Genomic DNA, 24541 nt, shown 5'->3' with positions numbered 1-24541 from the left:
CGGGGAGCGCGGGAAACCGCCGGACGTGCGGTCCCGGCGGATCGGCGGGGCGCAGCTCCCGGACCGTGACACCGGCCGCGCGCGCGTCCAGGGCCGCCCGCAGCCTGCGTTCGACGGGGCGTTCGCCGTAGGTCATACCCGTCCCTCCAGAATCCGTTCCAGCGCGTCCAGGGCCCGGCTCGCGTTGGACTTCACCGCACCCCGGCTGATCCCGAGGGTGGTCGCGATCTCCGCCTCGCTGAGCTCGGCCCAATAGCGCAGCACCAGGACCTGGCGTCGGCGCGGGCTCAACCGGCCGAGCGCGGCGAGCACTTCGCGGTGCGCCTCGTCGAGGACCACGTACGTCTCCGCCGAAGGCACGTCGGCCGCCGCGGGCGGGGTCCAGGCCCGAGCGGTCCGCCTGCGGCGCAGGACCGAGCGCGAGGTGTTGACGACGGCGGTGCGCAGGTAGCCCAGCGCGTTGTCCACCTCGGTGATGTGCTCACCGTGGCGGCGGTACAGCGCGGTGAAGGCGTCCTGGACGACGTCCTCCGCGGTGGCCAGGTCATCCACGAGCAGCACCGCGAGACGGACCATGCGCAGCCGGTGCGCGTGGTAGAGCGCGGTGACGGTGGGCGGCGGGTCAGCCGGTCCGCCGGTGGTGCCGAAGCCGTACGGGTCCGCGTACGGCCTCGGTTCCGCCGCCGGGGCGGAACGGTCGCGGCGCAGCAACGACCACAGGCCCCGCCACCCCCGGCCGAAGCCGGGCGTGAGGGGGCCGACGGGTGGTGCGAGGTGGAGCACGGGATTCCTCAGCCGTTGGCGCGGCGCCGCACGGCGTACAGGGTCCCGGCGCCGGCGGCGATGAGGACGGCGGCCCCGGCCCCCAGCGCGGTGGTGGTCGCGGAGGAGCCAGTATGCGCGAGCTCGGACCCGGAGGGCGAAGCCGAGGGCTGCGGGGCGCCGCCGGGAACCTCGTTCGGAACCGCGCTGGGGGTGGCGCTCGGAACCGCGCTCGGTGCCGCGCTGGGGGTAGCGCTCGGGGCCGCACCGCCGGGCACGCTGACGGACGGGCTCGGCGGCACGCTGGTGACGGCCGTCTTCGGCGCGGCACTCGGCGACGCGCTGGACGCGGGCGTCGGCGAGGCGGAGCCCCCCGCGGCGAAGGCCGGTCCGGCGAGAGCGACGACCGCCCCTGCGGCGGCAGCGGTTACGGCAGCCCGGCGGACAGTGCGGGGGACGCGCTTCAGGTTCATCACGGTGGTTCTCCACGGTCGGGTGAAGGGCGCGGGATCGCACCCTTCACCCCCGCACGACGCGCGAACCCCGCCGAGGTTGTCGCTCTTCCGGAGAAAACTTTTCACCTGTTCCTACGGCAGGCCTCTCAGAGCCGTGCCCAGCGTGGCGATGCCCTCCTCGATCTCGCCCGTCGAGCCCGCCGCGTAGCCGAGGATCAGGCCGGGCGGGCCCGGGGTGAGACGGTGCCAGGTCAGCGGGTGGGTCTTGACTCCGAGAGCGAGGGCCGCGGTGGCGAGGTCGGTGTCCGCGAAGTCCGCGCCGTCGAAGGTGACCATCAGGTGCAGGCCGGCGGCCGCGCCGTGCACCCGGGCACCCGGCAGCCGTTCCGCGACGGCCCGGAGCATGGCGTCCCGGCGGCGGCGGTGACGGCGCCGGACGAAGCGCAGGTGACGCTCCAGTTCGCCGGAGTCCATCAGCCGGGCGAGGACCAGCTGGGCGAGGACCGGGTTGCCGAGGTCGGCGTAACGCTTGGCCTCGGTGACGCCCTCGCGCAGCCGCGGGGGGACCAGCAGCCAGCCGAGGCGCAGGGCGGGGGCGAGGAGTTTGGACACGCTCCCGGCGTAGCAGACGCCCTCGGGCAGCAGGGCGCGCAGCGCGGGGACGGGGGCCCGGTCGTAGCGGTGCTCGGCGTCGTAGTCGTCCTCGATGACCACTCCCCCGGCGGCAGCCCAGCCGAGCAGGTCCCGTCGCCGCTCACCGTCGAGCACGACCCCGGTCGGGAACTGGTGCGCCGGGGTGAGCAGCACGGCGCCGGCCCCGCTCGCCCGGAGCGCGGCCACGTCCAGTCCGGCCCCGTCCACCCGTACGGGCACCGTCTCCAGCCTCCCGTACTCCAGTTGCTGCCGGGCCCCGAGCGACCCGGGGTCCTCCACCGCGATCCGGCGCACTCCGTGCTCCCGCAGGACCTGCGCCAGCAGCCCCAGGGCCTGGGCGACGCCCGCCACGATCACCACCTCGTCGGGGTCGGCGCGGATCCCCCGGTTGCGGGCCAGCCAGCCGACGACGGCCTCGCGCAGCGCGGGCGCGCCCTGCGGGTTCCCGTAGCCGAAGTCGGCGGGGGTGAGTCCGGCGAGCACCCGGCGCTCGGCCTGGAGCCAGGCGGTACGGGGGAAGGCGGTCAGGTCGGGCACCCCGGGCGAGAGGTCGATCCGGCAGGGTACGGCGCGCAGGGCGTCGACGAGCCCGCCTCGCGCGGGGGCCGCGGTGGGACCGGTCGCCGGGGGCGGGGCGGCGACGACGACCGTGCCGCCCCGCCCCCGGCCGGACACCTGGCCGGTCTCCGCGAGCCGCTGGTATGCCTCCGTGACCAGGCCCCGGGACACGCGGAGTTCGGCGGCGAGCACACGGGTGGCGGGGAGCCGGCTGCCGACCGGCAGGGTGCCGTCGGCGATGGCGGCGCGGAGCCGGCCTGCCAGCCAGTCGGTGCGGCCGCCCGGCGGGGCCTGGCCGATGTCGAGCTGGAGGAAGTCCGATCCGCTTTTGGACCCCTGGACCCCTCGTTCGCTTTTGGACCCCTGGACCTGGCCTTCATTGGACCTGCTCATCGGTCCATTGTGCCGCGAGGCTGGACGGCATGAAGACGAAGACCCCGTCCACCGCCTTCCGGGACCTGGCGCCCGGTATCGCCGGGATGGCGCTGGTCGGCAGCAGCGTCACCGTCTCCCGCTCCCTCGTCGACGCCCCGCTGTTCGCCGTCCAGGCCGTCCGGTACGCGGCCGCCGCGCTGCTGCTGCTGGCACTGGCCCGGGCGGCGAAGGTGCCCGTCCTGCGGCCGCGCGGCCGGGAGTGGCTGTGGCTGGCCGGGATCGCGGCGACCGGGCTGGTGCTGTTCAACGTGGCCGTCGTGCGCGGGGTCGCGCACGCCGAACCGGCCGTCATCGCCGTCGCGGTGGCCTCCGTACCGATCCTGCTGGGTCTGATCGGCCCGTTCCTGGAGGGGAGGCGGCCAAGCCGTCAGGTGCTGCTGGCGGCTCCCGTCGTCGTGGCCGGGGCCGTACTGGTCGAGGGGACGGGCCGGACCGACGCGGCCGGGGTGGCCTGGGCGGCGCTCGCGCTGGGCTGTGAGGCCGGGTTCACCCTGCTCGCCGTACCGGTGCTGCGCCGGCACGGCGCGTGGGGCGTGTCCGTGCACGCGGTGTGGATGGGGGCGCTCGTGCTGGCGGGGCTCACGGTGTGTACGGAGCGGCCCTCGGACCTGCTGAAGGTCGGCACGGCCCAGTGGGCGGCCGCCGGGTACCTCGCCGTCATGGTGACGGCCGTGGCGTTCCTGCTCTGGTACCGCACGGTGGCCGCCGTGGGCTCCGGCCGGGCCGGGCTGCTGACGGGGGTCGCCCCGCTGGCCGCGGCGGCCACCGGGGCCCTCACGGGCGGAGGTGTCCCGGGCCGGGCGGTGTGGCTCGGCCTGGCCGTGGTGGTCGCCGGACTCGCCGCGGGTCTTCGGGCGCCGCGGCACGCGCCCTCGCCGCTTCCGCTCCGGGAGTCGGCGTCCCCTTGAGGGCGCCGGGCCTCGTGGATCACAATCCGCAGATGGCGACGCCCCCGTACAGCAGCTGGATGCGGTACTTCTCCCCCACCGCCAACCACCGCAGGCTCGGCCTGGTCTGCCTCGGCGTGGGGGTGCAGCAGGGAGAGCTGCCGGTCGTGGGGCCGCGCGCGCTCGACCATCACGTCGCCGTGGTCGTCACCCGCGGCCGGGGCTGGTTCAGCCACGGCGGCCGGCCGCCCCAGCTGGTGACCGCGCCCGTGCTGCTGTGGCTGGTGCCGGGGGTGGAGCACCACTACGGGCCCGATCCGCGCACCGGCTGGGACGAGTGCTTCGTCGACTTCACGGGTCGCAGTGTGGAGGCGTACACCGACCTCGGCTACGTGACCCCGGACCGGCCGCTCGTTCCGCTGAGCGGGACGGCCGGGGTGCAGCACGTGGTCGACGGGATCGTACGGGCCGCCCGGCGCGGCGGCCCGCTGCTGGAGGTCGAGGCCGCCGCAGCCGTGCACGCCCTGCTGGTGGCCCTGCGCTACGCGCGCGCCGAGGTGTCCCGGCACGGGGACACCGTGATGGACACCCTCGCGCGCGACGCCCTGCTGCCGATATCGGTGGCCGAGCACGCCGCGCGGCTCGGTATGCCGCTGCCCCAGCTGCGCCGGGCGGTGCGGCGCAGTACCGGGGAGGGGGTCAAGGAGTACCTCCTCGGGATCAGGCTGAGCCGGGCCAAGGAGCTGCTGGCCCGCACCGATCTGCCGGTCGCCGGCGTCGCCCGGCGGGTCGGTTACGAGGATCCGGCCTACTTCAGCCGGCTGTTCAGCCGCCGGGTGGGCATGGCGCCCGTACGGTTCCGGGCCCAGCAGTCGGTGCGGGGCCCGGGCCGCTGACTCGGCCCGTGTCAGGGCCGCCGGGCGTAACAGAAGAGGTGTTCCTCGGGGCCGGCGAGGGCGTCGGCGGGACGGAAGGGGGCGGTGTGGTGGTGCAGCACCTCCAGGCCGCGCTCCGTCAGCCTGGCCAGATGGTCCTCGGTGGACAGGCTGCTGACGGTGACCTCGTGGCCCATCCACTCGATGTCGAGTCCCCGGATGTCGCCCGGGACCGTCGCCATCACGAAGTACCCGCCCGGTGCGACCCAGGACGCCATCCGGTCCAGCGCCGCCGCGACCTCCGGCTGGTCCATCACGAGCAGCGGGAAGAAGGCGCACACCGCGTCGAACCCGGCGGGCTCGGGCGTGTAGGTGCGCACGTCGGCCTGTTCGAACCGTGCCTGCGGGACCCTGGCGCGGGCCAGTTCGACCATGGCCGCCGAGACGTCGATGCCGGTCACGGCGCAGCCGGCCCGGACCAGTGCCTCGGCGGCCGGCCGTCCGGTGCCGCTGCCCACGTCCAGCACCCGGGCTCCGCGGGGCAGCCGGGCGGTCAGCCAGTCGAGGGCCTCGAGCTGACCGGGCACCCGCCCGAACACCTCCTCGTAGCGCTCCCCCAGCTCGTCGAACACCTCTGCCGCCGACTTGCGTTGACCCATCGGACCGCCCCTTCGTCTTCGGGCAACCACCGTACAAGGGCCGGGAAAGCGCTTAGAACTCCTAACGAAATGATCTTCAAGGTGGTTGGATCACTCCGGGACTGATGATCCGGGGGTTGGGGTGGCTCGGCCGAAGCCGTGGGAAGTCGACGACGAGCTGGGGGCGGTGATCGAGCCGCTGCTACCGAAGGTGGAGCGTCGGCCCTGCATCCCGGGCGTAGGCGGCATCCGGATCGGCTTGTGTTCCAGGGCATCCTGTTCACCCTCGGATGCGCACTGATCTGCTGGCGGCGCCTCAACTCGCGATAGGAGTTCCAGGACGGGCACGGCTTACGTTGACGGCCCGGTGGCCGACCTCAGGTTGGCTTGCGCCACACGGAGATGTGCTTCGCGGAGTCCTGGGCGAACGGCGCCCCGTCCCAGTCCGCGACGCGACGTTCCAGCTCGAGCCCAGCGATCCGTGCCATCAGGTCGAGCTCTGCCGGCCAGGCGTACCGGTGCCGGGAGTTGCCGCGACGGTAGCGGCCGTCGTCGCCGTCGCGGGTGAAGTGGTGCGAGACGAGAATCTGTTCGACCAGGTCGAAGGTGTCGAAGCCGAGATGCTGATCGGAGACATCGAACGGCACCGCGACCTGGCCGGGCGGCAGGAACCGCAGCGGCGGCACGCCCAGCTCGATGACGAATCGGCCGCCGGGCTCCAGATGACGTGCGGCGTTGCGGAAGCACTCGACCTGCTCGTCCTGCGTGAGCAGGTTCGTGATGGTGTTGTACACGAGATAGACGAGGGTGAACTCGCCGGGAACGGCGGTGGTGGCCATGTCCCCGATGGTTATCGGGAGCGTGCGCTCGTCGATCTTGCGCCGCAGCACCGCTGCCATGTGCTCGGACAGTTCGATGCCCACTACCGGCACGCCGCGTTCCCGGAGCGGGACGCCCACTCGTCCGGTTCCGATGGCGAACTCCAGTGCCCGGCCGTCTCCGGCGAGCTCGGCGAGGAAGGCGAGAGTCGGTCCGAGAACGGCGGCCGAGGACGTCTCGGTCTCCTCGGCGTCGTAGCGCTCGGCGGTCGCACGGGTCCACAGCTCACTGCTCGTCACGGGCGGCCACTTTGCCGGGTACCGAGGGGCGCTGTCGACGTATTTACGTTCTCCTCGGCGCAGCGTGCACCGCCCACAGCTCGTCGTCGCTTCCCACAGCTTCGGCCGAACCACCCCGCACCCCGGATCATCAGTCCCGGAGTGATCCAGCCACCTTGGAGATCATTTCGTTGGGAGTTCTTAGGGGAGATAGCCGATGTTGAGCTCCGCGACCGCGGTCCACGGATTGCCGTCCACCTCCTTCGTGGCCTTGAGCCTGACGTAGCGCGCGGTGCGGGGCGGGAAGGAGACGTCCTGCTGGGCAGTGGTGTTCGGGAAGGTCCCGGAGGCCGCGGCCGTCCCCCAGTTCACCCCGTCCGTGGAGGTGAACACCTGGTAGTCGGCGATGCGTCCGTTGGGCTGCGTCTGCCGGGGCAGGCAGTGCAGGGCGGTGACCTCGTACGGGGCGCCGAGGTCGAGAGTGATCTCGTGGGGCATGGGCGCGGTGGCGGCGTACCACTGGGTGTGCCAGAGGGTGGAGCCGTCGCCGTCCAGGACGTTGACGGCGCTGCCGTTCTCGCCGGCGGTTTCCTGGCTGTCGACCGCATTCACGCTCATCTGGCCCTGGGGTACGAGGAGTTCACCGCCGCCGCCGGAACCGAGGTCGTCCACGGTCAGGTCGTCGAGGATCAGGTCGGCCTCGTTGTGGGAATCCTCGGGCGTGACCTTCCGTACGCCGATCCAGGCGTCGGCCCCGGCGGTGAAGGTCTTGGTGAAGGTGGTGGGCGTACGGGCCTGGTTCAGTGCGGTGGCGGTCTCGGTGGAGCCGGATCCGGTGACGAACTGGTAGTCGCCGCTGAAGCCGGTCTCGTAGGTGAAGGCCACTTTGTACGAGCGCCCCTGGGTCAGCCGCAGGGTCTGCGGGAGGGTGCGGTACACCAGCCCGGTCCGCTCCTCGTGCGACTTCAGGGAGTTCTGGCCGCCGATCACGTCGTCGACCAGCTTCCCGCTCCACCCGGCCTGCGTGTACGGAGCGTTGCGCTGGGCGATGTGGGTGCGCGGATCGGTGGCCGGGCCGCCCGCACCACCGAAGGCGAAGGGCCCCCAGCCGGCATCGGCGTTCTCGAAGTCCTCGGCGAACCAGTGCCCGCCGAGCGGGGTGCGGGCGGAGCGGACCACGCGTACGTCGTCCAGGTGGACGGTGCCCGGTCCGGCTGCCGCGGACAGCTTGAGGAGGGCGGTGGACTGCCCGGACGGCACGTCGAAGAGAACCTTCATGCGCTGCATCGTGGTGCCGTTCTTCTCGCTGCCGCCGAGGCTGTTCGTCAGGGGTGAGGAGTCGGCGTACACGGAGGCGGCGGTGCCGCCGGACGGGGCGGCGGTGAGGGTGGCGGCCCGGCCGGCCGGGGTGGAGACCCAGACGGATGCCGCGTAGGTGCCGGGGGCCAGGCCGGTGAGCCGCTGGGAGACGGCCGGGGCGCTGCCGGGGGCGAAGGTGAGCTCGTTCTGGCCCTGGGTGTTGCGGGTGACGGCGGCGCCGGTCCCCGTGACGGTCCAGGCGTTCAGGTTCCCGGCGTAGAAGGAGGGGTCCTTGACCGGAGTGCCCTCGCCCCACTTGGGGTCGGCCTGGGCGGGCGCCGCTCCGTCGGTGACCACGTACGCGGTGCGGGCGGCGGCGTCGATGGTGACCTGGCTGCCCGCACCGACGGCGAGGTCGCCGACCAACCGGCGGCCCGTGTCGGTGAGTTGGTACAGCCTGGGGGCGGACCAGCCGGCGGGGAGGGTCCAGGTGGTGGAGCCCGCCTTGTCGTTCCAGTGGTAGAGCTTGCCGTCGCGGGGCAGCAGGTAGGCGTCTCCGGACAGGACGGTGCGGCCGCCCGTGGTGATCCGGCGCTTGTTGCCGGCGGTGGTGACGGTGGTCCCGTCGGCGAGGGTGACCGTGTCGGCGGTCCACTTCACGATCGGGGATTCCTGGAGGTACTTGGTCGGCAGGTTGACGCCGAAGGTGGTGTTCAGGAAGGCGGTGAAGTCCTTCTTGCCCTGCCAGCCCTCGTAGGCGGTGACCTCGGCGCCGCCGAGCAGCGGGCTGCGGGCGATCCAGTCGTCCTTGGCGTGGTTGGCGATGAACCGGGCGATGGTGGAGTTGATGCCCTTCAGGTCGCTGCCGCCGTAGTTGACGTCGGCGGCCCAGTGGTGCCAGAGGGACTGTTCGGTGAGGGTGTTGGGGAATTCGGTGGCCAGTTGGAAGCCGAGGCCGCCGATCTCGCGCTGGAGCTTGCGCGAGACGTAGCCGTCGCCGTACCAGACGTCCACGTAGAGGAAGTCGAGGCCGGGAGCGGCCGCCTTGAGGTCGTGGAGCCGCTTCAGCCGCAGGCCGGACTGGCCGTCCCTGCGCGTGTCGACGTAGTACGACTGGTCGAGCCAGTCCCAGCCGAGGCCGCCGCTCTGGTGGGCCGGGTCGAAAGTGGCCGAGACGGGGTACTCCTCGGTGGCGTTGATGTGCACGCCGAAGTCCGCGTTGTAGGCGTGGCCCGCGGTGGTGAGGGCGTTCAGGTCGACGGCGCCGCCGAGTTTGGCACCGACGTTCTTGTAGTCCATGTGCGCGGAGTCGTGGCCCTCGGAGGCGTATCCCTTGAGCAGCACGAACTGTCCCAGGCCGTCGGTGGCGAGGCCGACCCGCCTGGTCTCGTCGAGGGTCTGCGCGAAGGGGTGGGTGGCCTGGGAGGCGAAGTTGAAGGGGATCCGCTGCACGACCCGGTCGGCGGTGTCCTGCCAGCCGGTGGGCGGGGTCCAGATGTCCCGGTAGGCGACGGCGGCGTCCTGCCAGTCGACGACGGAGTCCGCGTTGCGGTCCGCTGTGATCGCGACGCGGGCGTACGGCAGCGGCTCGGTGTCGGTGTCGGCCGCTCCCGCAGCCCGGTGGAGCCAGGCGCCGCTCCACAGGCCGGCCCGGCGGTAGGAGCCCTTGTCCGTGACCCGTTTGCTGATCCGGCCGTTCTCCCGGGCGGTGCCGCCCGAGGGCGTGTCGTAGAGGGAGTTGGAGTCGATGGCGGCGGCCAGCTTGCCGGTGTTGGCCAGGCCGTACATGACGGTGGTCGCGGCCGGGTCCACGGGGGTGCTCGCGGTGACGGGGGTGAAGGTGTCCCCGGTGCCGCTGGTGGCGGTGTGCATGGTCGCGGTGGAGAGTGCGGCGCCCTGCTGGTCGCTGCGGACGCTGACGAGGTTGTGGTCGGGGACCGCGAGGCTGCGTACGCGCAGGGCGGGAGTGTCTTCGATGGCGGTGACCTTGAACTCCACGACCGAACCGGTCACGGAGAGCCGGGACCTGATGGTCACTCCGGAGAAGGCGAGCGCGTAGTCCACGGCCGAAGCGGAGGTCGTCGAGGTCACGGTGGGGGTGTAGCCGGTCCCGTTGACGAGGAGGGTGCTCAGCCGGTCCTCGTTGCCGTGCAGGACGTCGCCGGTGGCCCGGCGGGTGTAGCCGATGACGCGGGGGAAACCGCCGTCCACGCTGACGGACAGCTCGGGCGAGGTGATCGTCACGGGTGCGGCCGCCGCGGCGGGGGCGGCGGGCGCGGCCGTGACCAGGGTGGCGACCAGGCCGGCCACCGCGGCTGCGGCCGGCCAGAGGGGGGTGCGCATCGGACCTCCGGGAGTCGGCTCTTCCTCGGCGGAAGACCGCTCGGCACGCAGGCCCGAGCGGTCCGCTCACTGACCTGACAGCTTGCGGACCGGGGCCGGGCAGGCCCATGGACAAAGCGGAGCGCCGTCCTGGACTTACGTGGGGAGGCTGGGGACCAAGCGGACGAAGGGGATCAGGTGGAGGCGGGTACGAGGACGACCGCCGTCCCGTAGGCGCACACCTCGGTCCCGACGTCGGCGGCGTCGGTCACGTCGAAGCGCATCATCAGGATCCCGTTCGCGCCCCGCGCCTTCGCGTGGTCGATGAGGCGGTCCATGGCCTGATTGCGGGTCTCCACCAGGGTCTTGGTGAGGCCCTTCAGCTCTCCGCCGATCATCGACTTCAGGCCCGCGCCGATCTGGCTGCCCAGGTGGCGGGAGCGCACGGTGAGGCCGAACACCTCGCCGATGACCTGCTCGACCCGGTAGCCGGGGACGTCGTTGGTCGTCACGACGAGCACGCCGGTCTGCTGGGCGCCGGGGCCGCCGCCGTAGTCTTCGATACCCATGGCACCCACTCTCGCCCGGGCCGCCGCCGCCCGCATCCGGAGGCGGGCGGCGTCAGGGCATTCGGGCGGCCAGGCCGAACTCGTGGGCCACCACCACGGCCTGGGCGCGGCTGGACAGCCCCAACTTGCTCATGCAGCGGTGCACGTGCGTCTTGACGGTCGCGGCGCTGAGGACGAGGCGCTCGGCGATGTCGGCGTTTGCCAGCCCGGCGCCGACGAGTCCGAGTACTTCGCGCTCGCGCGGGGTCAGCGCGGCCAGGCCCGGGTGGGAGGCGCGGGCGACGGGGGCGGCGTACGTGTCGATCAGTCCGCGCAGGGCTCCCGGGCTGAACAGCATCTCGCCGGCGTGCACGGTGGCGATGGCGGCGAGCAGCCGTTCGGGCGGGGTGTCCTTGACGAGGAACCCGCTCGCGCCGACCCGCAGGGCCCGGAAGACGTACTCGTCGGAGTCGAAAGTGGTGAGTACGAGCACCTTGGGCCCGTCGCTGCCGCCATCGTCGTCTCCGCGTGCGGCCACGATCCGCTCGGTGGCGGCGATCCCGTCCGTGCCGGGCATCCGGATGTCCATGAGGACGACGTCGGGACGGGTTTCGGCGGCGAGCCGGACGGCCTCCTCGCCGTCCGCCGCCTCGCCCGCGACCTCGTACCCCGGCGCGGCGGTGAGGAGCGCGGTCAGCCCGGACCGGATCAGGAACTGGTCATCGACGACGAGTACGGACGGCATCCGCGTCATCCCCTCCCGGTCGGGGCACGGGAATCCGCAGGCTGACCGCGAAGCCGCCCTCGGGGGCGAGCCCCGCGGTCACCGTGCCGTGGTAGATCGTCGCCCGCTCGCGCATGCCGATCAACCCCTGACCGGCCGTTCTTCCGGGGCCGGCCGGCGCATGGGCCGGTATGCGACCCCTGCCGTCGTCGTCGACGCGTACGCGGACCTCGTCCGCACCGTAGTGGACCCGGACGGTGGTGTGCGCCCCCGGGGCGTGCTTGATCACGTTCGTCAGGGCTTCCTGGACCACGCGGTAGGTGCACAGGTCGATCCCTGGCGGCAGGTCGTACGGCGTCCCCGTGACCTGCACGCGGACGGGCACCCCGGCCTCGCCGACCCGCTTGACCAGCTCGTCGAGCCGCCCGAGCCCCGCCACCGGGCCGTGGTGCTCCTCCGGGGCGGGCTGCGGTCCCTCCTCGCGGAGCACCAGCAGCATCCGGCGCATCTCGGCCAGGGCCTCGCGGGCGCTGTCCCCGACGGTGTCCAGGGCCTTGCGGGCGGTCGGGGGGTCGGAGGAGAGCACGTAGGAGGCCAGCCCGTTCTGGACGGAGATCACCGAGACGTGGTGCGCGATCACGTCGTGCAGTTCGCGGGCGATCCTGATCCGTTCCTCCACGACGGCCCGGCGGGCCTTCTCCTCCTGCTCCAGCCGGAGTTGGCGGGTGAGCCCGCGCAGCCTGCGGGAGCCGTCCCCGGCGACCCAGCAGACGACGGTGGCGACGGTGACGAAGGCCATGCTCATCGGTACGACGCCCGGCTCGGCGAGCCGGGTGCCCCACAGGAGCACGACGAGCGCCCCGGCCGCGGACTTGGCCGAAACCCTGCGGGGGCAGAGGGACGCCACGGTGTACAGGGCGGTGGCCAGCCCGCACGCGGCGACCACGTGGTAGTAGCCGAGGGTGAAGTAGACGCCGGCCCAGAGCCCGGTGTTCACCAGAATCGCCACCGGGTAGCGGCGGCGCAGCACGAGCGGCAGGTAGATCACGGCGAGCAGGGCGTAGGCGAGCCCGTCGGTGTCGCGCCAGTAGTCGTGGGGGTCGGGCCAGTTGTGGAGCAGCGTGGACGACATCCACATCGAACCGGCGGCCCATACGATCTCGCCGACGGCCGGAAGCGCGGCGCGGATCCGGGCCACCGCCGGATGTGCTGACAACTGCACGTCACCCCCCTTGTGTACACCCTTGGTTGTACAGGGTCGCCACCCAAGGGGGTAGGCCGGTTTCAACCCGTGGATGGGCGCGGCCGGTGCTCACCCGCCCGTAGATTCGCCAGCGCCGGTTCACCGGCCGGCACGGCCTCTCCCCCCGGGGCCCCCGCCGCGAGGCCGTGCCCGTTCGGGGGCGGGCACGGCCCCGCACGCGCGTCGGCTTGGATCGGGATCAGGCGGGCCAGGCGGCGGAGCTGTTGCCGAGGAAACGGAAGCGGCCCGAGGCGACCTCGTAGAAGAACAGGCCGTCGCCCGTGTAGGTCCCGTTGGTCCGCTCGAAGGCATAGGTCTTCGAGACGCCCTCGTACGTGGTCCCGCGCAGGGTGGGCACGAGGTCGCCGCGGCCGACCTGGGCGCGGCCCAGGTCTTGTGCGCACCGGGCCAGGAGGTGGACGGCGTCGTAGGCCTCGGCGGCGTACGGCGGGGCCGGGGCCCGGTGGCGGGCGCGGAAGGCCGCGTCGAAGCCGCGGGCCGCGGGGGCCGCGGCGGGGTCGACCGCGGTGGAGACCAGCAGCCAGCCCTCGGCGCCCGCGCCCGCCTCCTGGAGGAAGCGGGGGTCGTGGACGGCCTGGGTGGCGATGGTCCGGCCCCGGTAGCCTGCCGCGGCCAGGGCCACGGCGAGGCGGGCCGCGCCGGAGGGTCCGCCTCCGTACAGCACGGCGCCCGCGGCGGCCCGTACGGCTTCGCGCGCGAGGTCCGTGTGGTCGGCGTCCGCGGCCACCGTGGCCGGGGTCATCGGGCTCTTGCCCGCGCGCAGTGCCTCGCTGAGGAAGCGGGTGGTCTGCCAGCCGTACGGGGTGCCGTCGTCCACGACCAGGGTGGTGCCGCGCTCGCGCCCGGTCAGGTACGTGACGACGGGCCGCATCTGGTAGGCGTCGTTGGGGCGCAGGCAGGTGTAGACGCGGTTGAGGTGGGTGGTGTCGCCGTCGCTGACGGTCAGGACGGGCAGGCCGGCCTGGTCGTAGCGGGACAGGACCGCCGTGACGGCCGCCGCGCCGGTGGCGGCGAGTACGGCGACGACGGAGGTGTCGGCGGCGAACGCGGCTGCGGCGGTGGCCGCCGGGCCGGCCGCTCCCCGGTCGTCGGCCTCGGCGAGCCGGAAGGCGAAGGGCAGGTCCGCGCGGGACGTGAGCTCCTCCACGGCCAGCAGGGCGCCGTCGCGCTGGGCCTTGCCCACGGCCTGACCGGGGCCGCTCAGGTCGGCCTGGAGGCCGATGGCCAGGGTGGGGCGGACGGGAGCCGGGCCGGAGCCCTTCCCGTCGGGTCCGGCCTCCTTGTCCCGCAGCAGCCAGGCGGTGGTGCCTCCGCCGCCCGCGACGAGGGCGAGGGCGCCGCCCGCGGCGAGCAGGGTCCGGCGGCGCGGCCGCGCGGGTACGGGGACGGGTACGGGTGCCTGCCCGGGAGGGGGATCCGCGGGAGCCCCCGGCGCGGTCGGCGCCGTCGGCGCCGTCGGCCGGGTCGGTTCGATGTCGGGCAACTGGAGCATCTGCGCCGAGCGTTCGGCGATCATCTGGAGGAGTCCGCCGGGCAGCCAGGGGCCGGGGGTGTCCTGGGCGAGGGCGTCCCGCAGCTGCGCGGCCGTCGGGCGGTCCCCCGGCGCCTTGGCCAGGCAGGACGTGATCGAGCGCAGCAGCCCGTCGGGTATCCCGGCCGTGTCGGCCGTGTCGTGCACGGTGCGGAACAGCATGGCCTCGGCCGGGCCGGAGCCGAACGGCCGCCGCCCGGTGGCCGCGTACGCGAGCACGCACCCCAGCGAGAACACGTCGCTCGGCGGTCCGACGTGGCCGCCCTGTGCCTGCTCCGGCGAGAGGAAGCCGGGCGAGCCGATCACCACGTCGGTGGCGGTGAGCACGGTGTCGTCCAGCGCCCGCGCGATCCCGAAGTCGATCAGCCGGGGCCCGTCGGTGGCGAGCAGGACGTTCGCGGGCTTCACGTCGCGGTGGACCAGCCCGGCTTCGTGCACGGCGTCCAGCGCCTCGGCGAGCCGCGACCCGAGGAAGCGGACGCCGTCCGGCGGGAGCCCGCCGGCCCGTGCCACGGCCTCGCTCAGCGGCGGCCCGGGCACGAACTCGGTCGCCAGCCACGGCGCGGGGGCCTCCGTGTCGGCGTCCACGACCGGAACGGCCCAGCGGCTGCGGACCCGGCGGGCCACGGCCGCCTCCCGCCGGAAGCGCACGCGGAAGGCGGGGTCGTCTGCGTACTCGGCCCGGACGAGTTTCACGGCGGCCAGCGCCCCGCCGGCGGACCGGCCGAGCAGGACGACGCCCATGCCGCCCGCGCCGAGCCGGCCGAGAACGCGGTAGCCGCCGACCCGCGCGGGATCGGTGGCGTGCAGCGGCTGCATCAGCTCTTCAGCTCCAGTTCGACGCGGTACAGCGCCTTTGCCGCGCCCTCGGCGGCCACCATCAGCAGGTCCCTGGTCTCGTACCCCTGGGCGCCCTTGACGGAGAGGGCCATCACCACGGAGCCGATCCGGGACTTGGTCCACACGTAGCCCTGCGGGCCGCCGGATTCGGGCGAGGTGAACTTTCCCGCCTCGAACAGGGAGGCGTCGGCGTTGAGGACCGACTCCTTCGGCTGGTGCATCGACAGCAGGCCCTGGAGGGACTGACCGTCGCCCAGATCCTGGTCGGGACAGCGGAAGCTCTGCTGCACCGTCTCCTGCATGTCGCGGTCCGCGGCCGCCGCGTCGCGGTGCACGGTGAGGGTGACCGAGCCGAACACCCGGCCCTTGCCGTCCTTGGCCGGGACGTCGATCTTCCGGGTGTAGCTGTCCAGTACGCCGTCGGGCAGCCCGGCGCGCGACCAGGAGCAGTCGGCCGCGAGCACCGGCCAGTCGCCGGCGCTCTCGTACGGATCGTGCGCCACCATGCCCGCCGACCAGGAATCCGGGTCCAGGGCGGCGGCCCGGGTCAGGCGCCGGGCCTGTTCGGGGGTGTGCGGGACGCGGGCCGGGTCCGGGGTGAAGGTGTACGCCGTCGGCAGGGTGCCGGGGGCGGTGGAGACGGAGGGCGAGGGGGCCGGTCCCGTGACCGCGGCCGACGCCGACGCCGTGGGACCGGGCTTCGGCTTCGCCGTGGTGTCCCCGCCCGATCCGCAGCCGGCCAGGGCCAGCATCGCGGCCAGTGTCCCGCTCAACGCCCCCGCCAAAAACGCCCGCCCACGCCGCATTCCCGCCCCCTGAGACTTCGCGAACCCCCGTGTGCCCCATACCGTAGCCGCCACGGGCGTGGAGGTCATGAGTACGGGAACCGAGCGGCCCGAGCATGAACAGCAGTGGTACGGATTGGGCATATCGGGCTATACGGCGGTGCGCCGACGGCCCGGACCGGCCCGCCCTCGCCATAGTCGTCGGTGGCAACCGCATGGTTGCCGTCCCGGGCCGCGCGAAGCGGCCGGGCGGATGTCTTCGTAGAGGAGCCGGCTCATGCTGAAGCCCACCAGGACCATCCTCGCCCTCGCCACCGGAAGCCTGGTGCTCGGCCTGGTCGGGGCCGGGGCCGCGGTCGCCGACGCGGCCCCGACGACCGACACCGCGTCGCGGCGTACCGCGGCGGCCGCCGACGGTCGGCACGCGATCGGCAAGGTCGTCTCGAAGGGCTCGCTGAAGGTCCGCAGCAAGCCCACCACGCGCTCGCAGAGCGTCGGGCAGCTGAAGCCGAACCGCAGGGTCGAGATCGAGTGCAAGAAGTACGGGGAGTCCGTCGACGGCAACCGCATCTGGTACCGCCTGTACGACGAGGACGGCACCGGCGAGAACGGTGACTGGCAGAACGGTGACCAGAACGGCGGCATGGGCGGCCGCGGGGAGAGCGACAAGGCGTACGGCAAGGAGCGCTGGGTCGCGGCCCGTTACGTCAAGAACCTCAGCACCGTCCACTACTGCCGCTGACCCGCGGCACGGGCCGGAGCCCGGGCCGGGCCCAGGCCCGAGATCGGGCCCCGGCCCACGGTCGGGCCCCGGCCCAGGGTCGGGCCCGGGGAGGCCCAGGTCAGCGGTCCGGGCGTACGGCGCGCGGCCCCACGCACCGCGCGCCGTACGCCCGGACCCGTTCGCGCAGTTCGCGGTCGGCCGTCACCACGACGCAGTCGCGCCCGGCGTGGGCAGCGGCCAGCTCCACGATCCGGTCGTCGCCGCTCCCGGGCGCCGGATCCACCCGTACGCCGGGTACGGACTCGACGCCCCGGGCGGCGCCTTCGACCACGAGGATGATCTCCTCGTCCCCGCCCCGCGCCGCCAGCCGGTCGCGCAGCCGCTCGGCCGCGCCCCGCCGGTCCCGCCACCACCCGTCCGGTACCGAGCCGACGACGTTCGCGGCATCGACGATCAGCACGTCCGGCACGACGGCCACACCCCTAGAAATCGCCGTAGTTGACCTGCCAGGTGGGCATGCCCATCCGGCGCCAGACCGCGACCACCCGGTCCCGGTCGTCGAGCGACACCCGGACCGCGTACCGGTGACGCACGTGTGCGTCGAAGAGCTCCGCCTTCACCAGGTCGTCGCGCCGGGTGTCGCCCGCCGCGCGCATCCACAGCTCGTCGTACGGGACGTGGTGCCGCCGCAGCCAGGACTCCGTCTGCGTGCGGTGCTCCTCGCTGCGCCCCGACAGCAGCACGATCACGTCATCGGCCCGCCGGAAGGCGTCCAGCGCGTGCCGCACCGGCTCGTTGAGCAGGTCGAGCTCGCAGCGCGAGAAGTCGTACGGCCCGCGGTCGCCGGTCAGGGCGAGCGTGCCGTCGATGTCGCACATGACGGCGGCGGGCAGCGCCGGGTCGGCGGTGTACTCCCGCACCGGCGGCACGGCCATCCCGCCGGAGGTGCCGTTCAGCCACTCCGCCGTCAGCCGCCAGCCGCCCTTGCGGGCCTTTTGGTGCTTGTCGGCCAGGACTCGGATGATCTCCTCGCCGACCTGGTTCTCCCGGGCGGCGTCCCGGCGCAGGCACTCCTCGAGCGGGACGTCGGTGAAGTCGTGCACGACGAAGGTGGCGAGTCCGCCGACGGCCGCCTTGAGGCGCTTCGGGATGTGCTGGGTCAGGTGGGTGTTGTCGACGACCACGTCGAATCCGCCGTCGACGGCCGCGCGGACCGCCGCGTCCTGGACGGCCAGTACGGTCTGCTCGTGCGCCCAGGAGCGGCCCCGCTCGGGGTCCGGCAGGTCGAGCATGCTCCGCAGGTCGTCCAGGTTGACGCGGCGCATCCGACCGCCGGACTGTGCCTGGAGGGCGCGTGCCGCGGTCGTCTTGCCCGAGGCCGGCAGACCCGTCATGACGTGTACGACCGGGAGCGGGGGCTCCGGCGGGCCGCCGTCCGCGGGCCGGGCCGCGGCCGGTGCGGGCACGCGCGGGGCGGCCTCGCGCGCGGGTGCGCGCACCTCGGCGGGCGTGCTGTCGGGCACTGCTTCGGACACGGCCGTGGACTCCTCGTCGGTGACGTAAGGGTCGGCCGTCTCCGGCCGCACGTGCCGCCAGGTGGTGAGCTCCGTCGGCCGGCCGTCGAGCCGCATGAACATCGCGGCGCGGATGTTCCGGTCGCCCAGTTCCTTGACCGCGCGGGCGAACGCGCCCCGGTCGGCGGCCAGGTGCGCGAGGCCCGCGTATGCCTCGTCGACGGCACGTTCGTGGCGGGCCGCCTCCTCCTCCAGACGGGCGATCACCTCGCGGACCCAGGTGTCGAACTCGTCGGGCACCTGCTCCAGCAGCGCGTCGAGCGGCTTGCCGCCCGAGGCCTCGATGTCGGAGACCGTGCAGTTCAGGCCCTGGGCGAGCTGCTTGGCGGGCACCCCGGCGAACCGCTGGATTCCGTGGCTGCGCCAGATGTCCCGTTCGGTGACGCCGGTGAGCACCTTGTGGAGGCGTACGTACTCGGACAGCTTCGCCTTGGCGCGCACCCCCGAGGCGAAGCGCAGTACGAAGCCCTCCGCGTCCATGCCGCTGGCCCGGGCGCCGCCGGGCAGGGTGTTGGACTCGGTGAGCGCGATCAGCTCGTCGAGGGGCATGGCGGGCCAGACGGTGACGACCGAGCCGATGCCCTCCCAGTGGGGCGCGGCCTCGGCGAGCGGCACCTCGGTGCCGTCCGCCCCGAACGCGGCGAGCAGGACGAGGTCCCGGCGGTCGCCGTAGTCGACGACGATGCGGTTCTGCGGGTACAGGATCTCGGCGAGGTACGTGGTGCCCGGGCGCAGGGCCGCGGTGTCCCTGGTGTCGAGGAGGCGCTGGGCCCAGGTGGCCTGGGCGCTGACGAAGGAACCCTTGGAGGCGACCCGCCAGCGGTCCGCGTAGTGGAAGACGACGGCGAGGCTGCCGTCGACCTTGTCGTACACCTCGAACGGCTCGTCCGGGAGGGCGGGAGCGTAGGGCTGACCCGACTCGTGCTCGCCGACGTTGAAGAACTTCGGCAGCGGCAGCGCGACGATCACGCCCGTGGTGTCGTCGGCGACGAGTCCGCGGCAGCGCGTGGTGACCTGGTTCCAGACGCGCTCGTACTGGGCCGTCCGCGTGTACGTGTAGATGGACAGCGGCAGTTCGGGGTGCGACTTGCGCGTCACGTACCCGGCGTCGATCGAGTCCGCCAGCGCCTGAGCGGGCAGCAGGTCGTGCAGAGTCAGGTGGTCCTGGCTCATGGGGTTCCTCCCAGTTCGAGATGCTGCATTCTCGCCCGCGGAAGGGGCTGCCCGGTACTCGATTACGCCTGGTCGCGCACCGTGCCCAGGCGGTTGATGTCCTTCGGGCGCAGGACGTGGCCGGTGATCTCGGTGCCGGGTGTGGCGACGGCGATCATGGCGAGGCCCAGTGTCTCGCTGGTGATGACGAGGTCCGGCGCGATCCGGCGCAGCAGCGGGATCAGCGGTGCGGTGACCGCGTAGAGGGTCCGGTAGAGCCGGGTCCTGGAGGGGGCCCCACGCACCGGCTGGATGATTCCGGGGCGGAACATGTAGGCCTGGATGGGAAGTTCGAGCAGGGCGTTCTCGGTCCTGCCCTTCACCCGGGCCCACATGGAACGGCCCCGCTCGGTGCTGTCCGTGCCCTCGCCGGACACGTAGACGAAGGTCAGGCGGGGGTTGGCGGCGGCGAGCCGGCGGGCCACCGCGAGCGTCAGGTCGTAGGTGACGCGCCGGTACGCCTCCTCCTTCATGCCGACAGAGGAGACGCCGAGGCAGAAGAAGCAGGCGTCGTACGCGGCCAGGTCGAGGTCCGGTGCGGTGAGGTCCGACGGGTCGTCCTGGACGCGCTCGCGCAGTTTGGGGTGGGTGACGCCGAGCGGGGTGCGGCCGACGGCGAGGACGCCGGTGACGGTGTCGTCGCGCAGGCATGCGCGGAGCACGCCCCGGCCGATCATTCCGGTGGCGCCGAAGAGGATGACGTTCACGCGAAGTCCGCTTGGTGGGTGATGCAGAGCTCGTTGCCCTGCGGGTCGGCGAGGGTGGTCCATGCCGAGGGGCCCACCCGGCCGTCGTGGAGGAAGACCGCTCCCTTGGCGAGCAGCCGGTCGACGACGGTCTTGGGGTCGTCGGAGCCGATGCGGACGTCCAGGTGGATGCGGTTCTTGACCGTCTTGGGCTCGGGAACGAGCTGGAACAGGATCCGCGGGGCGCGCTCCAGGCCTTCCGGGTGGCGGATGGCGGCGCCGATCTTCCACACGAGGGTGCCGTTGTGGGTGGTGGTGTCGGCCTCGCTCGCGTGGCCCGCGGCGATCAGGCCGCGGATGAAGTCCTCGTCGCTCGGCTCCACCTCCCAGCCGAGGGCGTCGGCCCACCAGTCGGCGAGCGGGTGCGCGTCGTGGCAGTCGATGGTCACCTGGAACGTGTAGGCCATGCCGGGACCCTACTGACCGGGCCCGGCCGCCGCCACAGGAGCGGGCGCGCAGCGGGAGCCGGCGGCGGGCTTGCCCGGTGTGGCCGCGGCCGCCGAGGAGCGTTCCGGCCCGTGGACGGCGAGCAGGTGAGGTGCCGTCATCCGGTCATCGTCCCCGGGGGGCCGCGTCGTCGTGCCGGAGCGCGGCCCGGTGGGCGGCGAGGAACGTGACGAAGGTCAGCAGCCAGGCGGCGACGGCGATCCAGAGCAGTACCTCGCCGAGCGGGCTCAGCCAGGGCACCCCGGCCGGGTCCGCCGCGGAGAGGCAGGCGGTGGCCGTCATGCCGAGCGGGAAGACGGTGGCCCAGCGCCGGATGTCGTAGTGCGGCCGGGGGTGGCGCAGTTCGGCGCCGAGGAGGACGGCGTACCAGACGAGGGAGAGGGCGAGCGTCACCAGTGTGGCGATCCGCAGGGCCGTGTGCGTCCCGCCGGTCCAGACGGGAGACGCCGTGAGCTTGGAGCCGGCCAGGGCGGAGATGGACAGCGCGCCGCCCGCCACCCAGTGGTCGCCCGCGCCGCCCACGATCTCGCGGAGGTCGAAGCGGACCAGGGCCGCGACGTAGAGCAGCAGTCCGAGGCAGAAGGCGGCCAGCGCCGCCCGGGCCAGCCAGTCGTGGTGGCCGGCCGCGGCGAGGGCGGCGGCGAGTACGGCGAGCCCCTGGGTGGCGACGCAGACGAGGAACGCCGCCCCCGGCATGCGCCGCCGCCAGTGCCGTACGACGTGCAGCAGGAGCCCCGGCCAGATCACCGCGGACAGCGCCAGCAGCGCGGCGGCCGCGCTCTGCCAGCCGAGCAGCGAGAGCCGGGTACCGAGCACGGTGGTGGCGGCCACGGCGGTCAGCGCGGCGGGGGTGTCCGCCTCGGCCCGGAACCGCCCGCGGTCCCGCAGCAGCCGGGACGCGAAGTCGGCGGCGAGTACCAGCCACAGCGCCGCGGCGAGGACCAGCGCCACCAGCGAGACCACCTGGTGCCCGGTCAGGTGCAGGCCGACGGAGAGGATGCCGGCGGCCATGACGGCGGCTCCCGCCGCCGGCGGCAGTCCGGCCCACCAGTCGCGACCAGGAAGAGCACTCACCTCTCCAGCGGACCCCACCGGCCCGCGCCCCGCCAGCCGACACGCCTGGGCGCGTCCCTACGGGGGCGCGTGAGGCACCCGTGCGACCGGGGCCCCGCTCCCCTGGGCTCGGGGTGAGACCGGGCCTGCCGGTCCGTCACAGGGGACGGACGGGTGGATTCCGCGTGCCGTCGGCGTCGGGTTCCGGCGCCGGGGTAGCGTCGCGACCGCTCGGCCGATGGCCGGAACTCGATCTTGTCAGGGCGGTTAGGCCTACCTAACCTTGGCTCGCCCGTTCGGGCGCTCCCCCTCCCGCACTTCACACCCGTACCTCACGCCTCGCCTTTCACCCATCGGCACGACTTCGGGACTCGTCCCCGACCGAAGGAGTCTCCCCATGACCACGCATCTCGACAGAAACCGGCCGTACGCCGTCGGCCTGTTCCGTATCGTCACGGGACTGCTGTTCGCCTGCCACGGCGCCGCCTCCCTCTTCGGCGTCCTCGGCGGCGCACACGGCGGCGGCACGGTCGCCGTCGGCACCTGGCCCGGCTGGTACGCCGCCGCGATCCAGCTGGTGGCAGGCGCCCTGATCCTGCTGGGGCTCGGCACCAGGGCCGCGGCCTTCGTCGCCTCCGGCTCGATGGCGTACGCGTACTTCACCGTCCACCAGCCGGGCGCCCTCTGGCCGTTGCAGAACGGCGGCGAGTCCTCGGCGATGTTCTGCTGGGCCTTCCTCCTGCTGGTCTTCACCGGCCCGGGCGCATTCGCGGTGGACGGCCTGTTCGCCTCCCGCGCCTCCGGTCGCCGGTCCGATGACGAGCGCAGCCCGGAGGCCGTGGCCGCCTGAGGTCCTACCGCGGCGGCGTGACCAGGCCCATCTCGTAGGCGGTGATCACGAGATGGACCCGGTCGCGCGCACCGAGCTTGCTGAACAGGCGCGCCACATGCGACTTGGCCGTGGCCGCCGAGATGAACAGCTCGTCGGCTATCTCCGTGTTGGACCGGCCCCGCCCCACCAGGGTGAGGACCTCCCGCTCGCGCCCGGTGATCCCCGCGACCGGACGGAAGCCGCCGTCCGTCGCCGCGGGGCCGGCACCCGGCCCGGGGCCCCGGACGATGTCCGCGATCAGGCGGCGCGTCACCCCCGGCGCGATGAGGGCGTCTCCCGCGGCGACCACCCTGATCGCCGCGAGGATGTCCTCCAGGGCCATGTCCTTGACGGCGAATCCGCTCGCGCCGGCGCGCAGCGCCCCGTAGACGTGTTCGTCCTCGTCGAAGGTGGTCAGGACCAGCACGCGGACCGTATCCGTCGCCCCGGTGATCAGGCGGGTCGCCTCGATCCCGTCCATGCCGGGCATCCGGATGTCCATCACCACGACGTCCGGGCACAGTTCACCGGCACGGCGGACCGCTTCGGCGCCCGTGCCCGCCTCGCCGACGACCTCCAGGTCCGTGGTGTCGGCGATGAGGACGCGCAGACCGGACCGGACCAGCGGCTGGTCGTCCACGAGCAGGACGCGGACCGCCCGTGCCTCGGCTGCCTCGGCTGCCTCGGCTGCGCCGGTCATCGGGCTTCCTCCAAGGCGCCCGCGGCGAGGGGCAACGGCAGGACCGCCTCGACGCGGAAGCCGCCGTCGGAGCGCGCACCGGCGCTGAACCGGCCGTGCAGCAGGGCGACCCGCTCGCGCATCCCCGTGATGCCGAATCCCGTGCCCCCGGGGCCGCGGGGCGTGCCTCGCCCCTCGTCGACGATCTCCAGCGTCAGCTCCCCGGCCCCGTGGCCGATGGTCACCCGGCAGTGCCCGGTGCCCGCGTGGCGGACCACGTTGGTCAGCGCCTCCTGCACGATGCGGTACGCCGACAGGTCGATCTCCGGAGGCAGTTGACGCTCCTCCCCCTCGCGCCGTACCTCGACCCGCACCCCGGCGTCGGCGGTCTTCGCCACCAGCGCGTCGAGATCCGCGAGTCCGGGGGCGGGTCCCAGCGGCGCCTGCCCGTCGGCCCCGTCGGCCCCGTCGGGCTGGGCCTGGCGCAGGGCGACCAGCGTACGGCGCAGGCCCGACAGGGTCTCGCGGCTGGTGGCCTCGATGGCCCGGAGCGCCGCGCGGGCCTCGGCCGGCTGGGTCTCGATGACCCGGCTGCCCACACCCGCCTGGATGGCGATCACGCCGACGCTGTGGGCGACCATGTCGTGCAACTCCCGGGCGATGCGCAGCCGTTCGGCGGTCACGGCCTCGGACACCTCCTTGGAGCGCAGCTCTGCCGTGTGCTCCCGGCGTTCGCGGAAGACGACCCCGGTCATGTAGACGGCACCCAGCGACAGGAGGGCGATGAGGCTCGTGCTCATCATGTCGTAGGGCCCCGTCGTCACCAGCGCGACGGCCGGGCATTCCACGACCAGCACCATGGTGGCGGCGATGACCGCGGCGCGGCGCGGGCGGGTGGCGACGATGAGACCGAGGACGAGGTCCGACGCCAGGAAGACGAGGAACCGGCCCGGACTGTGGTCCCTGGCCGCCCCCGCGACGAGCACGCCCGCGAACAGGGTGAGTCCCAGCGCCGCCAGGGGCCGGTGCCGCAGCAGCGCGCTGAGCGGGGTGAGGGCGAGCAGCAGCACCGCTGCCAGGAGCGGGCCCGCGGCGTACGGGACCCCGCCGATGAGCAGGCCGACGACGACGAGGTAGAGCCCGGCTCCGCCCCACGCCTTGAGGGCCGTCCCGGGTTTCGGCGTCGCGATGCCCGCGCCGCCCCCTCCACCGCTGTCGTTCGTGTTCACTGAATCGTCCATGCCGTGACCGTAACCAGCTACCCCGGGCCCGGACATCGGCCCCCGGATGTACACCCCCGGGCCGGTGCGCATGCGGCTTTGCCCTCCCCCGTCCGATGTGCGGCAACGGTCCTCCCCGGCAGGACGGGCGCTCGGACACCAGCGGTTAGCCTGAGCCGCATGGATGAACTCGACGGGGTGGAGATCGTCGCCTTCGCGAACGCCGCGGCGTTCGAGAGCTGGCTGGCCGGGCACCACACGCGCCAAGAGGGCGTGTGGATCAAGATGGCCAAGAAGAAGTCCGGCATCCCGTCCTGCCGCTGCTCCAGGCGCTGACCCCG

General features: G+C 73.5%; 24 protein-coding genes and 1 pseudogene. 6 read left to right on the top strand and 19 right to left on the bottom strand.

What is annotated here, in order from left to right:
* Positions 1–132: 132 nt before the first annotated feature.
* The 3 genes from AB0D48_RS27720 to AB0D48_RS27710 form a co-directional block, all read right to left on the bottom strand.
* Positions 133–783, bottom strand: coding sequence for a SigE family RNA polymerase sigma factor (locus AB0D48_RS27720; protein ID WP_362402525.1), 651 nt, complete (start codon positions 781–783; stop codon positions 133–135).
* Positions 784–791: 8 nt separating this feature from the next.
* A complete protein-coding gene (locus AB0D48_RS27715; RefSeq protein ID WP_362402522.1) occupies positions 792–1235 on the bottom strand; it encodes an LAETG motif-containing sortase-dependent surface protein in 444 nt (147 codons plus the stop codon).
* Between the two features lie 114 nt (positions 1236–1349).
* On the bottom strand, positions 1350–2822 hold the full coding sequence (locus AB0D48_RS27710) for a PLP-dependent aminotransferase family protein (protein WP_362402519.1): 1473 nt from the start codon (positions 2820–2822) through the stop codon (positions 1350–1352).
* Positions 2823–2851: 29 nt separating this feature from the next.
* Between AB0D48_RS27710 and AB0D48_RS27705 the strand changes: the two genes are divergently transcribed.
* Entirely contained in the window at positions 2852–3772 is a 921-nt protein-coding gene (locus AB0D48_RS27705) for a DMT family transporter (RefSeq protein WP_362402516.1), read from the top strand.
* Positions 3773–3804: 32 nt separating this feature from the next.
* Positions 3805–4647 (top strand): AraC family transcriptional regulator, encoded by an 843-nt coding sequence (locus AB0D48_RS27700; RefSeq protein ID WP_362402513.1) that lies wholly within the window; start codon positions 3805–3807, stop codon positions 4645–4647.
* A gap of 11 nt (positions 4648–4658) precedes the next feature.
* On the opposite strand, the gene AB0D48_RS27695 is transcribed toward AB0D48_RS27700, so the two are convergent.
* Positions 4659–5285, bottom strand: a complete 627-nt coding sequence (locus AB0D48_RS27695) for a class I SAM-dependent methyltransferase (RefSeq protein WP_362402510.1) — start codon at positions 5283–5285, stop codon at positions 4659–4661.
* 121 nt (positions 5286–5406) lie between these two features.
* On the opposite strand from AB0D48_RS27695, the pseudogene AB0D48_RS27690 reads away from it, so the two are divergent.
* Positions 5407–5552, top strand: a pseudogene (locus tag AB0D48_RS27690) (IS5/IS1182 family transposase); the annotation flags it as partial.
* Positions 5553–5641: 89 nt separating this feature from the next.
* Here the strand turns inward: AB0D48_RS27690 and AB0D48_RS27685 are convergent.
* From AB0D48_RS27685 to AB0D48_RS27655, 7 genes are all read right to left on the bottom strand, one after another.
* Positions 5642–6382, bottom strand: coding sequence for a class I SAM-dependent methyltransferase (locus tag AB0D48_RS27685; protein WP_362402507.1), 741 nt, complete (start codon positions 6380–6382; stop codon positions 5642–5644).
* Positions 6383–6562: 180 nt separating this feature from the next.
* On the bottom strand, positions 6563–10003 hold the full coding sequence (locus AB0D48_RS27680; protein ID WP_362402504.1) for an endo-alpha-N-acetylgalactosaminidase family protein: 3441 nt from the start codon (positions 10001–10003) through the stop codon (positions 6563–6565).
* A 173-nt stretch (positions 10004–10176) separates the two neighbouring features.
* Positions 10177–10551: a YbjQ family protein gene (locus AB0D48_RS27675; protein WP_362402501.1), complete on the bottom strand. Its 375-nt coding sequence runs from the start codon at positions 10549–10551 to the stop codon at positions 10177–10179.
* A gap of 52 nt (positions 10552–10603) precedes the next feature.
* A complete protein-coding gene (locus tag AB0D48_RS27670; RefSeq protein WP_362402498.1) occupies positions 10604–11275 on the bottom strand; it encodes a response regulator transcription factor in 672 nt (223 codons plus the stop codon).
* Positions 11250–12476, bottom strand: coding sequence for a sensor histidine kinase (locus AB0D48_RS27665; protein ID WP_362402494.1), 1227 nt, complete (start codon positions 12474–12476; stop codon positions 11250–11252). Before AB0D48_RS27665 ends, AB0D48_RS27670 begins: the two co-directional genes overlap by 26 nt.
* A gap of 220 nt (positions 12477–12696) precedes the next feature.
* Positions 12697–14868: a bifunctional serine/threonine-protein kinase/ABC transporter substrate-binding protein gene (locus tag AB0D48_RS27660; RefSeq protein ID WP_362402491.1), complete on the bottom strand. Its 2172-nt coding sequence runs from the start codon at positions 14866–14868 to the stop codon at positions 12697–12699.
* Positions 14868–15662 carry a hypothetical protein gene (locus AB0D48_RS27655; RefSeq protein WP_362402488.1) on the bottom strand — a complete coding sequence of 265 codons (795 nt, stop codon included), beginning with the start codon at positions 15660–15662 and terminating at the stop codon, positions 14868–14870. Before AB0D48_RS27655 ends, AB0D48_RS27660 begins: the two co-directional genes overlap by 1 nt.
* 289 nt (positions 15663–15951) lie before the next feature.
* On the opposite strand from AB0D48_RS27655, the gene AB0D48_RS27650 reads away from it, so the two are divergent.
* Positions 15952–16416 (top strand): SH3 domain-containing protein, encoded by a 465-nt coding sequence (locus AB0D48_RS27650; protein WP_362402485.1) that lies wholly within the window; start codon positions 15952–15954, stop codon positions 16414–16416.
* A gap of 100 nt (positions 16417–16516) precedes the next feature.
* On the opposite strand, the gene AB0D48_RS27645 is transcribed toward AB0D48_RS27650, so the two are convergent.
* The 6 genes from AB0D48_RS27645 to AB0D48_RS27620 form a co-directional block, all read right to left on the bottom strand.
* Positions 16517–16867 (bottom strand): NTP pyrophosphohydrolase, encoded by a 351-nt coding sequence (locus AB0D48_RS27645; protein ID WP_362402482.1) that lies wholly within the window; start codon positions 16865–16867, stop codon positions 16517–16519.
* A 13-nt stretch (positions 16868–16880) separates the two neighbouring features.
* Positions 16881–19145 (bottom strand): AAA family ATPase, encoded by a 2265-nt coding sequence (locus AB0D48_RS27640; protein ID WP_362402479.1) that lies wholly within the window; start codon positions 19143–19145, stop codon positions 16881–16883.
* 62 nt (positions 19146–19207) lie between these two features.
* Entirely contained in the window at positions 19208–19891 is a 684-nt protein-coding gene (locus AB0D48_RS27635) for an epimerase (protein ID WP_362402476.1), read from the bottom strand.
* The gene (locus AB0D48_RS27630; RefSeq protein WP_362402473.1) at positions 19888–20337 is read right to left on the bottom strand and encodes a VOC family protein; all 450 of its coding nucleotides are present in this window, start codon (positions 20335–20337) and stop codon (positions 19888–19890) included. Before AB0D48_RS27630 ends, AB0D48_RS27635 begins: the two co-directional genes overlap by 4 nt.
* Positions 20338–20346: 9 nt before the next feature.
* Complete coding sequence (locus tag AB0D48_RS27625) at positions 20347–20478, bottom strand: hypothetical protein (protein WP_362402470.1); 132 nt, start codon at positions 20476–20478, stop codon at positions 20347–20349.
* Positions 20479–20482: 4 nt separating this feature from the next.
* Positions 20483–21451, bottom strand: a complete 969-nt coding sequence (locus AB0D48_RS27620) for a tellurite resistance/C4-dicarboxylate transporter family protein (protein WP_362402467.1) — start codon at positions 21449–21451, stop codon at positions 20483–20485.
* Between the two features lie 376 nt (positions 21452–21827).
* On the opposite strand from AB0D48_RS27620, the gene AB0D48_RS27615 reads away from it, so the two are divergent.
* Positions 21828–22280, top strand: a complete 453-nt coding sequence (locus AB0D48_RS27615) for a DoxX family protein (RefSeq protein WP_362402464.1) — start codon at positions 21828–21830, stop codon at positions 22278–22280.
* A 4-nt stretch (positions 22281–22284) separates the two neighbouring features.
* On the opposite strand, the gene AB0D48_RS27610 is transcribed toward AB0D48_RS27615, so the two are convergent.
* Together AB0D48_RS27610 and AB0D48_RS27605 are read right to left on the bottom strand one after the other, a co-directional pair.
* On the bottom strand, positions 22285–23001 hold the full coding sequence (locus tag AB0D48_RS27610) for a response regulator transcription factor (RefSeq protein WP_362402461.1): 717 nt from the start codon (positions 22999–23001) through the stop codon (positions 22285–22287).
* Complete coding sequence (locus AB0D48_RS27605; protein ID WP_362402458.1) at positions 22998–24221, bottom strand: histidine kinase; 1224 nt, start codon at positions 24219–24221, stop codon at positions 22998–23000. The genes AB0D48_RS27610 and AB0D48_RS27605 overlap by 4 nt, the downstream gene beginning before the upstream one ends.
* Positions 24222–24380: 159 nt before the next feature.
* Between AB0D48_RS27605 and AB0D48_RS27600 the strand changes: the two genes are divergently transcribed.
* Positions 24381–24536, top strand: coding sequence for a hypothetical protein (locus tag AB0D48_RS27600; protein WP_362402455.1), 156 nt, complete (start codon positions 24381–24383; stop codon positions 24534–24536).
* Positions 24537–24541: the final 5 nt, after the last annotated feature.

The organism is Streptomyces sp. NPDC048269 (genome assembly GCF_040652395.1).
Taxonomy (GTDB): Bacteria; Actinomycetota; Actinomycetes; order Streptomycetales; family Streptomycetaceae; genus Streptomyces.
This window is presented reverse-complemented; position numbering and strand designations above follow the sequence as displayed.

What these genes read in the sequence shown, in the direction of transcription:
- AB0D48_RS27715 (WP_362402522.1), bottom strand. Translation starts at nt 1,235, where the DNA reads ATGAACCTGAAGCGCGTCCCCCGCACTGTCCGCCGGGCTGCCGTAACC.
- AB0D48_RS27710 (WP_362402519.1), bottom strand. Translation starts at nt 2,822, where the DNA reads ATGAGCAGGTCCAATGAAGGCCAGGTCCAGGGGTCCAAAAGCGAACGA.
- AB0D48_RS27705 (WP_362402516.1), top strand. Translation starts at nt 2,852, where the DNA reads ATGAAGACGAAGACCCCGTCCACCGCCTTCCGGGACCTGGCGCCCGGT.
- AB0D48_RS27700 (WP_362402513.1), top strand. Translation starts at nt 3,805, where the DNA reads ATGGCGACGCCCCCGTACAGCAGCTGGATGCGGTACTTCTCCCCCACC.
- AB0D48_RS27695 (WP_362402510.1), bottom strand. Translation starts at nt 5,285, where the DNA reads ATGGGTCAACGCAAGTCGGCGGCAGAGGTGTTCGACGAGCTGGGGGAG.
- AB0D48_RS27680 (WP_362402504.1), bottom strand. Translation starts at nt 10,003, where the DNA reads ATGCGCACCCCCCTCTGGCCGGCCGCAGCCGCGGTGGCCGGCCTGGTC.
- AB0D48_RS27675 (WP_362402501.1), bottom strand. Translation starts at nt 10,551, where the DNA reads ATGGGTATCGAAGACTACGGCGGCGGCCCCGGCGCCCAGCAGACCGGC.
- AB0D48_RS27670 (WP_362402498.1), bottom strand. Translation starts at nt 11,275, where the DNA reads ATGCCGTCCGTACTCGTCGTCGATGACCAGTTCCTGATCCGGTCCGGG.
- AB0D48_RS27660 (WP_362402491.1), bottom strand. Translation starts at nt 14,868, where the DNA reads ATGCAGCCGCTGCACGCCACCGATCCCGCGCGGGTCGGCGGCTACCGC.
- AB0D48_RS27650 (WP_362402485.1), top strand. Translation starts at nt 15,952, where the DNA reads ATGCTGAAGCCCACCAGGACCATCCTCGCCCTCGCCACCGGAAGCCTG.
- AB0D48_RS27640 (WP_362402479.1), bottom strand. Translation starts at nt 19,145, where the DNA reads ATGAGCCAGGACCACCTGACTCTGCACGACCTGCTGCCCGCTCAGGCG.
- AB0D48_RS27630 (WP_362402473.1), bottom strand. Translation starts at nt 20,337, where the DNA reads ATGGCCTACACGTTCCAGGTGACCATCGACTGCCACGACGCGCACCCG.
- AB0D48_RS27625 (WP_362402470.1), bottom strand. Translation starts at nt 20,478, where the DNA reads ATGACGGCACCTCACCTGCTCGCCGTCCACGGGCCGGAACGCTCCTCG.
- AB0D48_RS27615 (WP_362402464.1), top strand. Translation starts at nt 21,828, where the DNA reads ATGACCACGCATCTCGACAGAAACCGGCCGTACGCCGTCGGCCTGTTC.
- AB0D48_RS27610 (WP_362402461.1), bottom strand. Translation starts at nt 23,001, where the DNA reads ATGACCGGCGCAGCCGAGGCAGCCGAGGCAGCCGAGGCACGGGCGGTC.
- AB0D48_RS27605 (WP_362402458.1), bottom strand. Translation starts at nt 24,221, where the DNA reads ATGGACGATTCAGTGAACACGAACGACAGCGGTGGAGGGGGCGGCGCG.
- AB0D48_RS27600 (WP_362402455.1), top strand. Translation starts at nt 24,381, where the DNA reads ATGGATGAACTCGACGGGGTGGAGATCGTCGCCTTCGCGAACGCCGCG.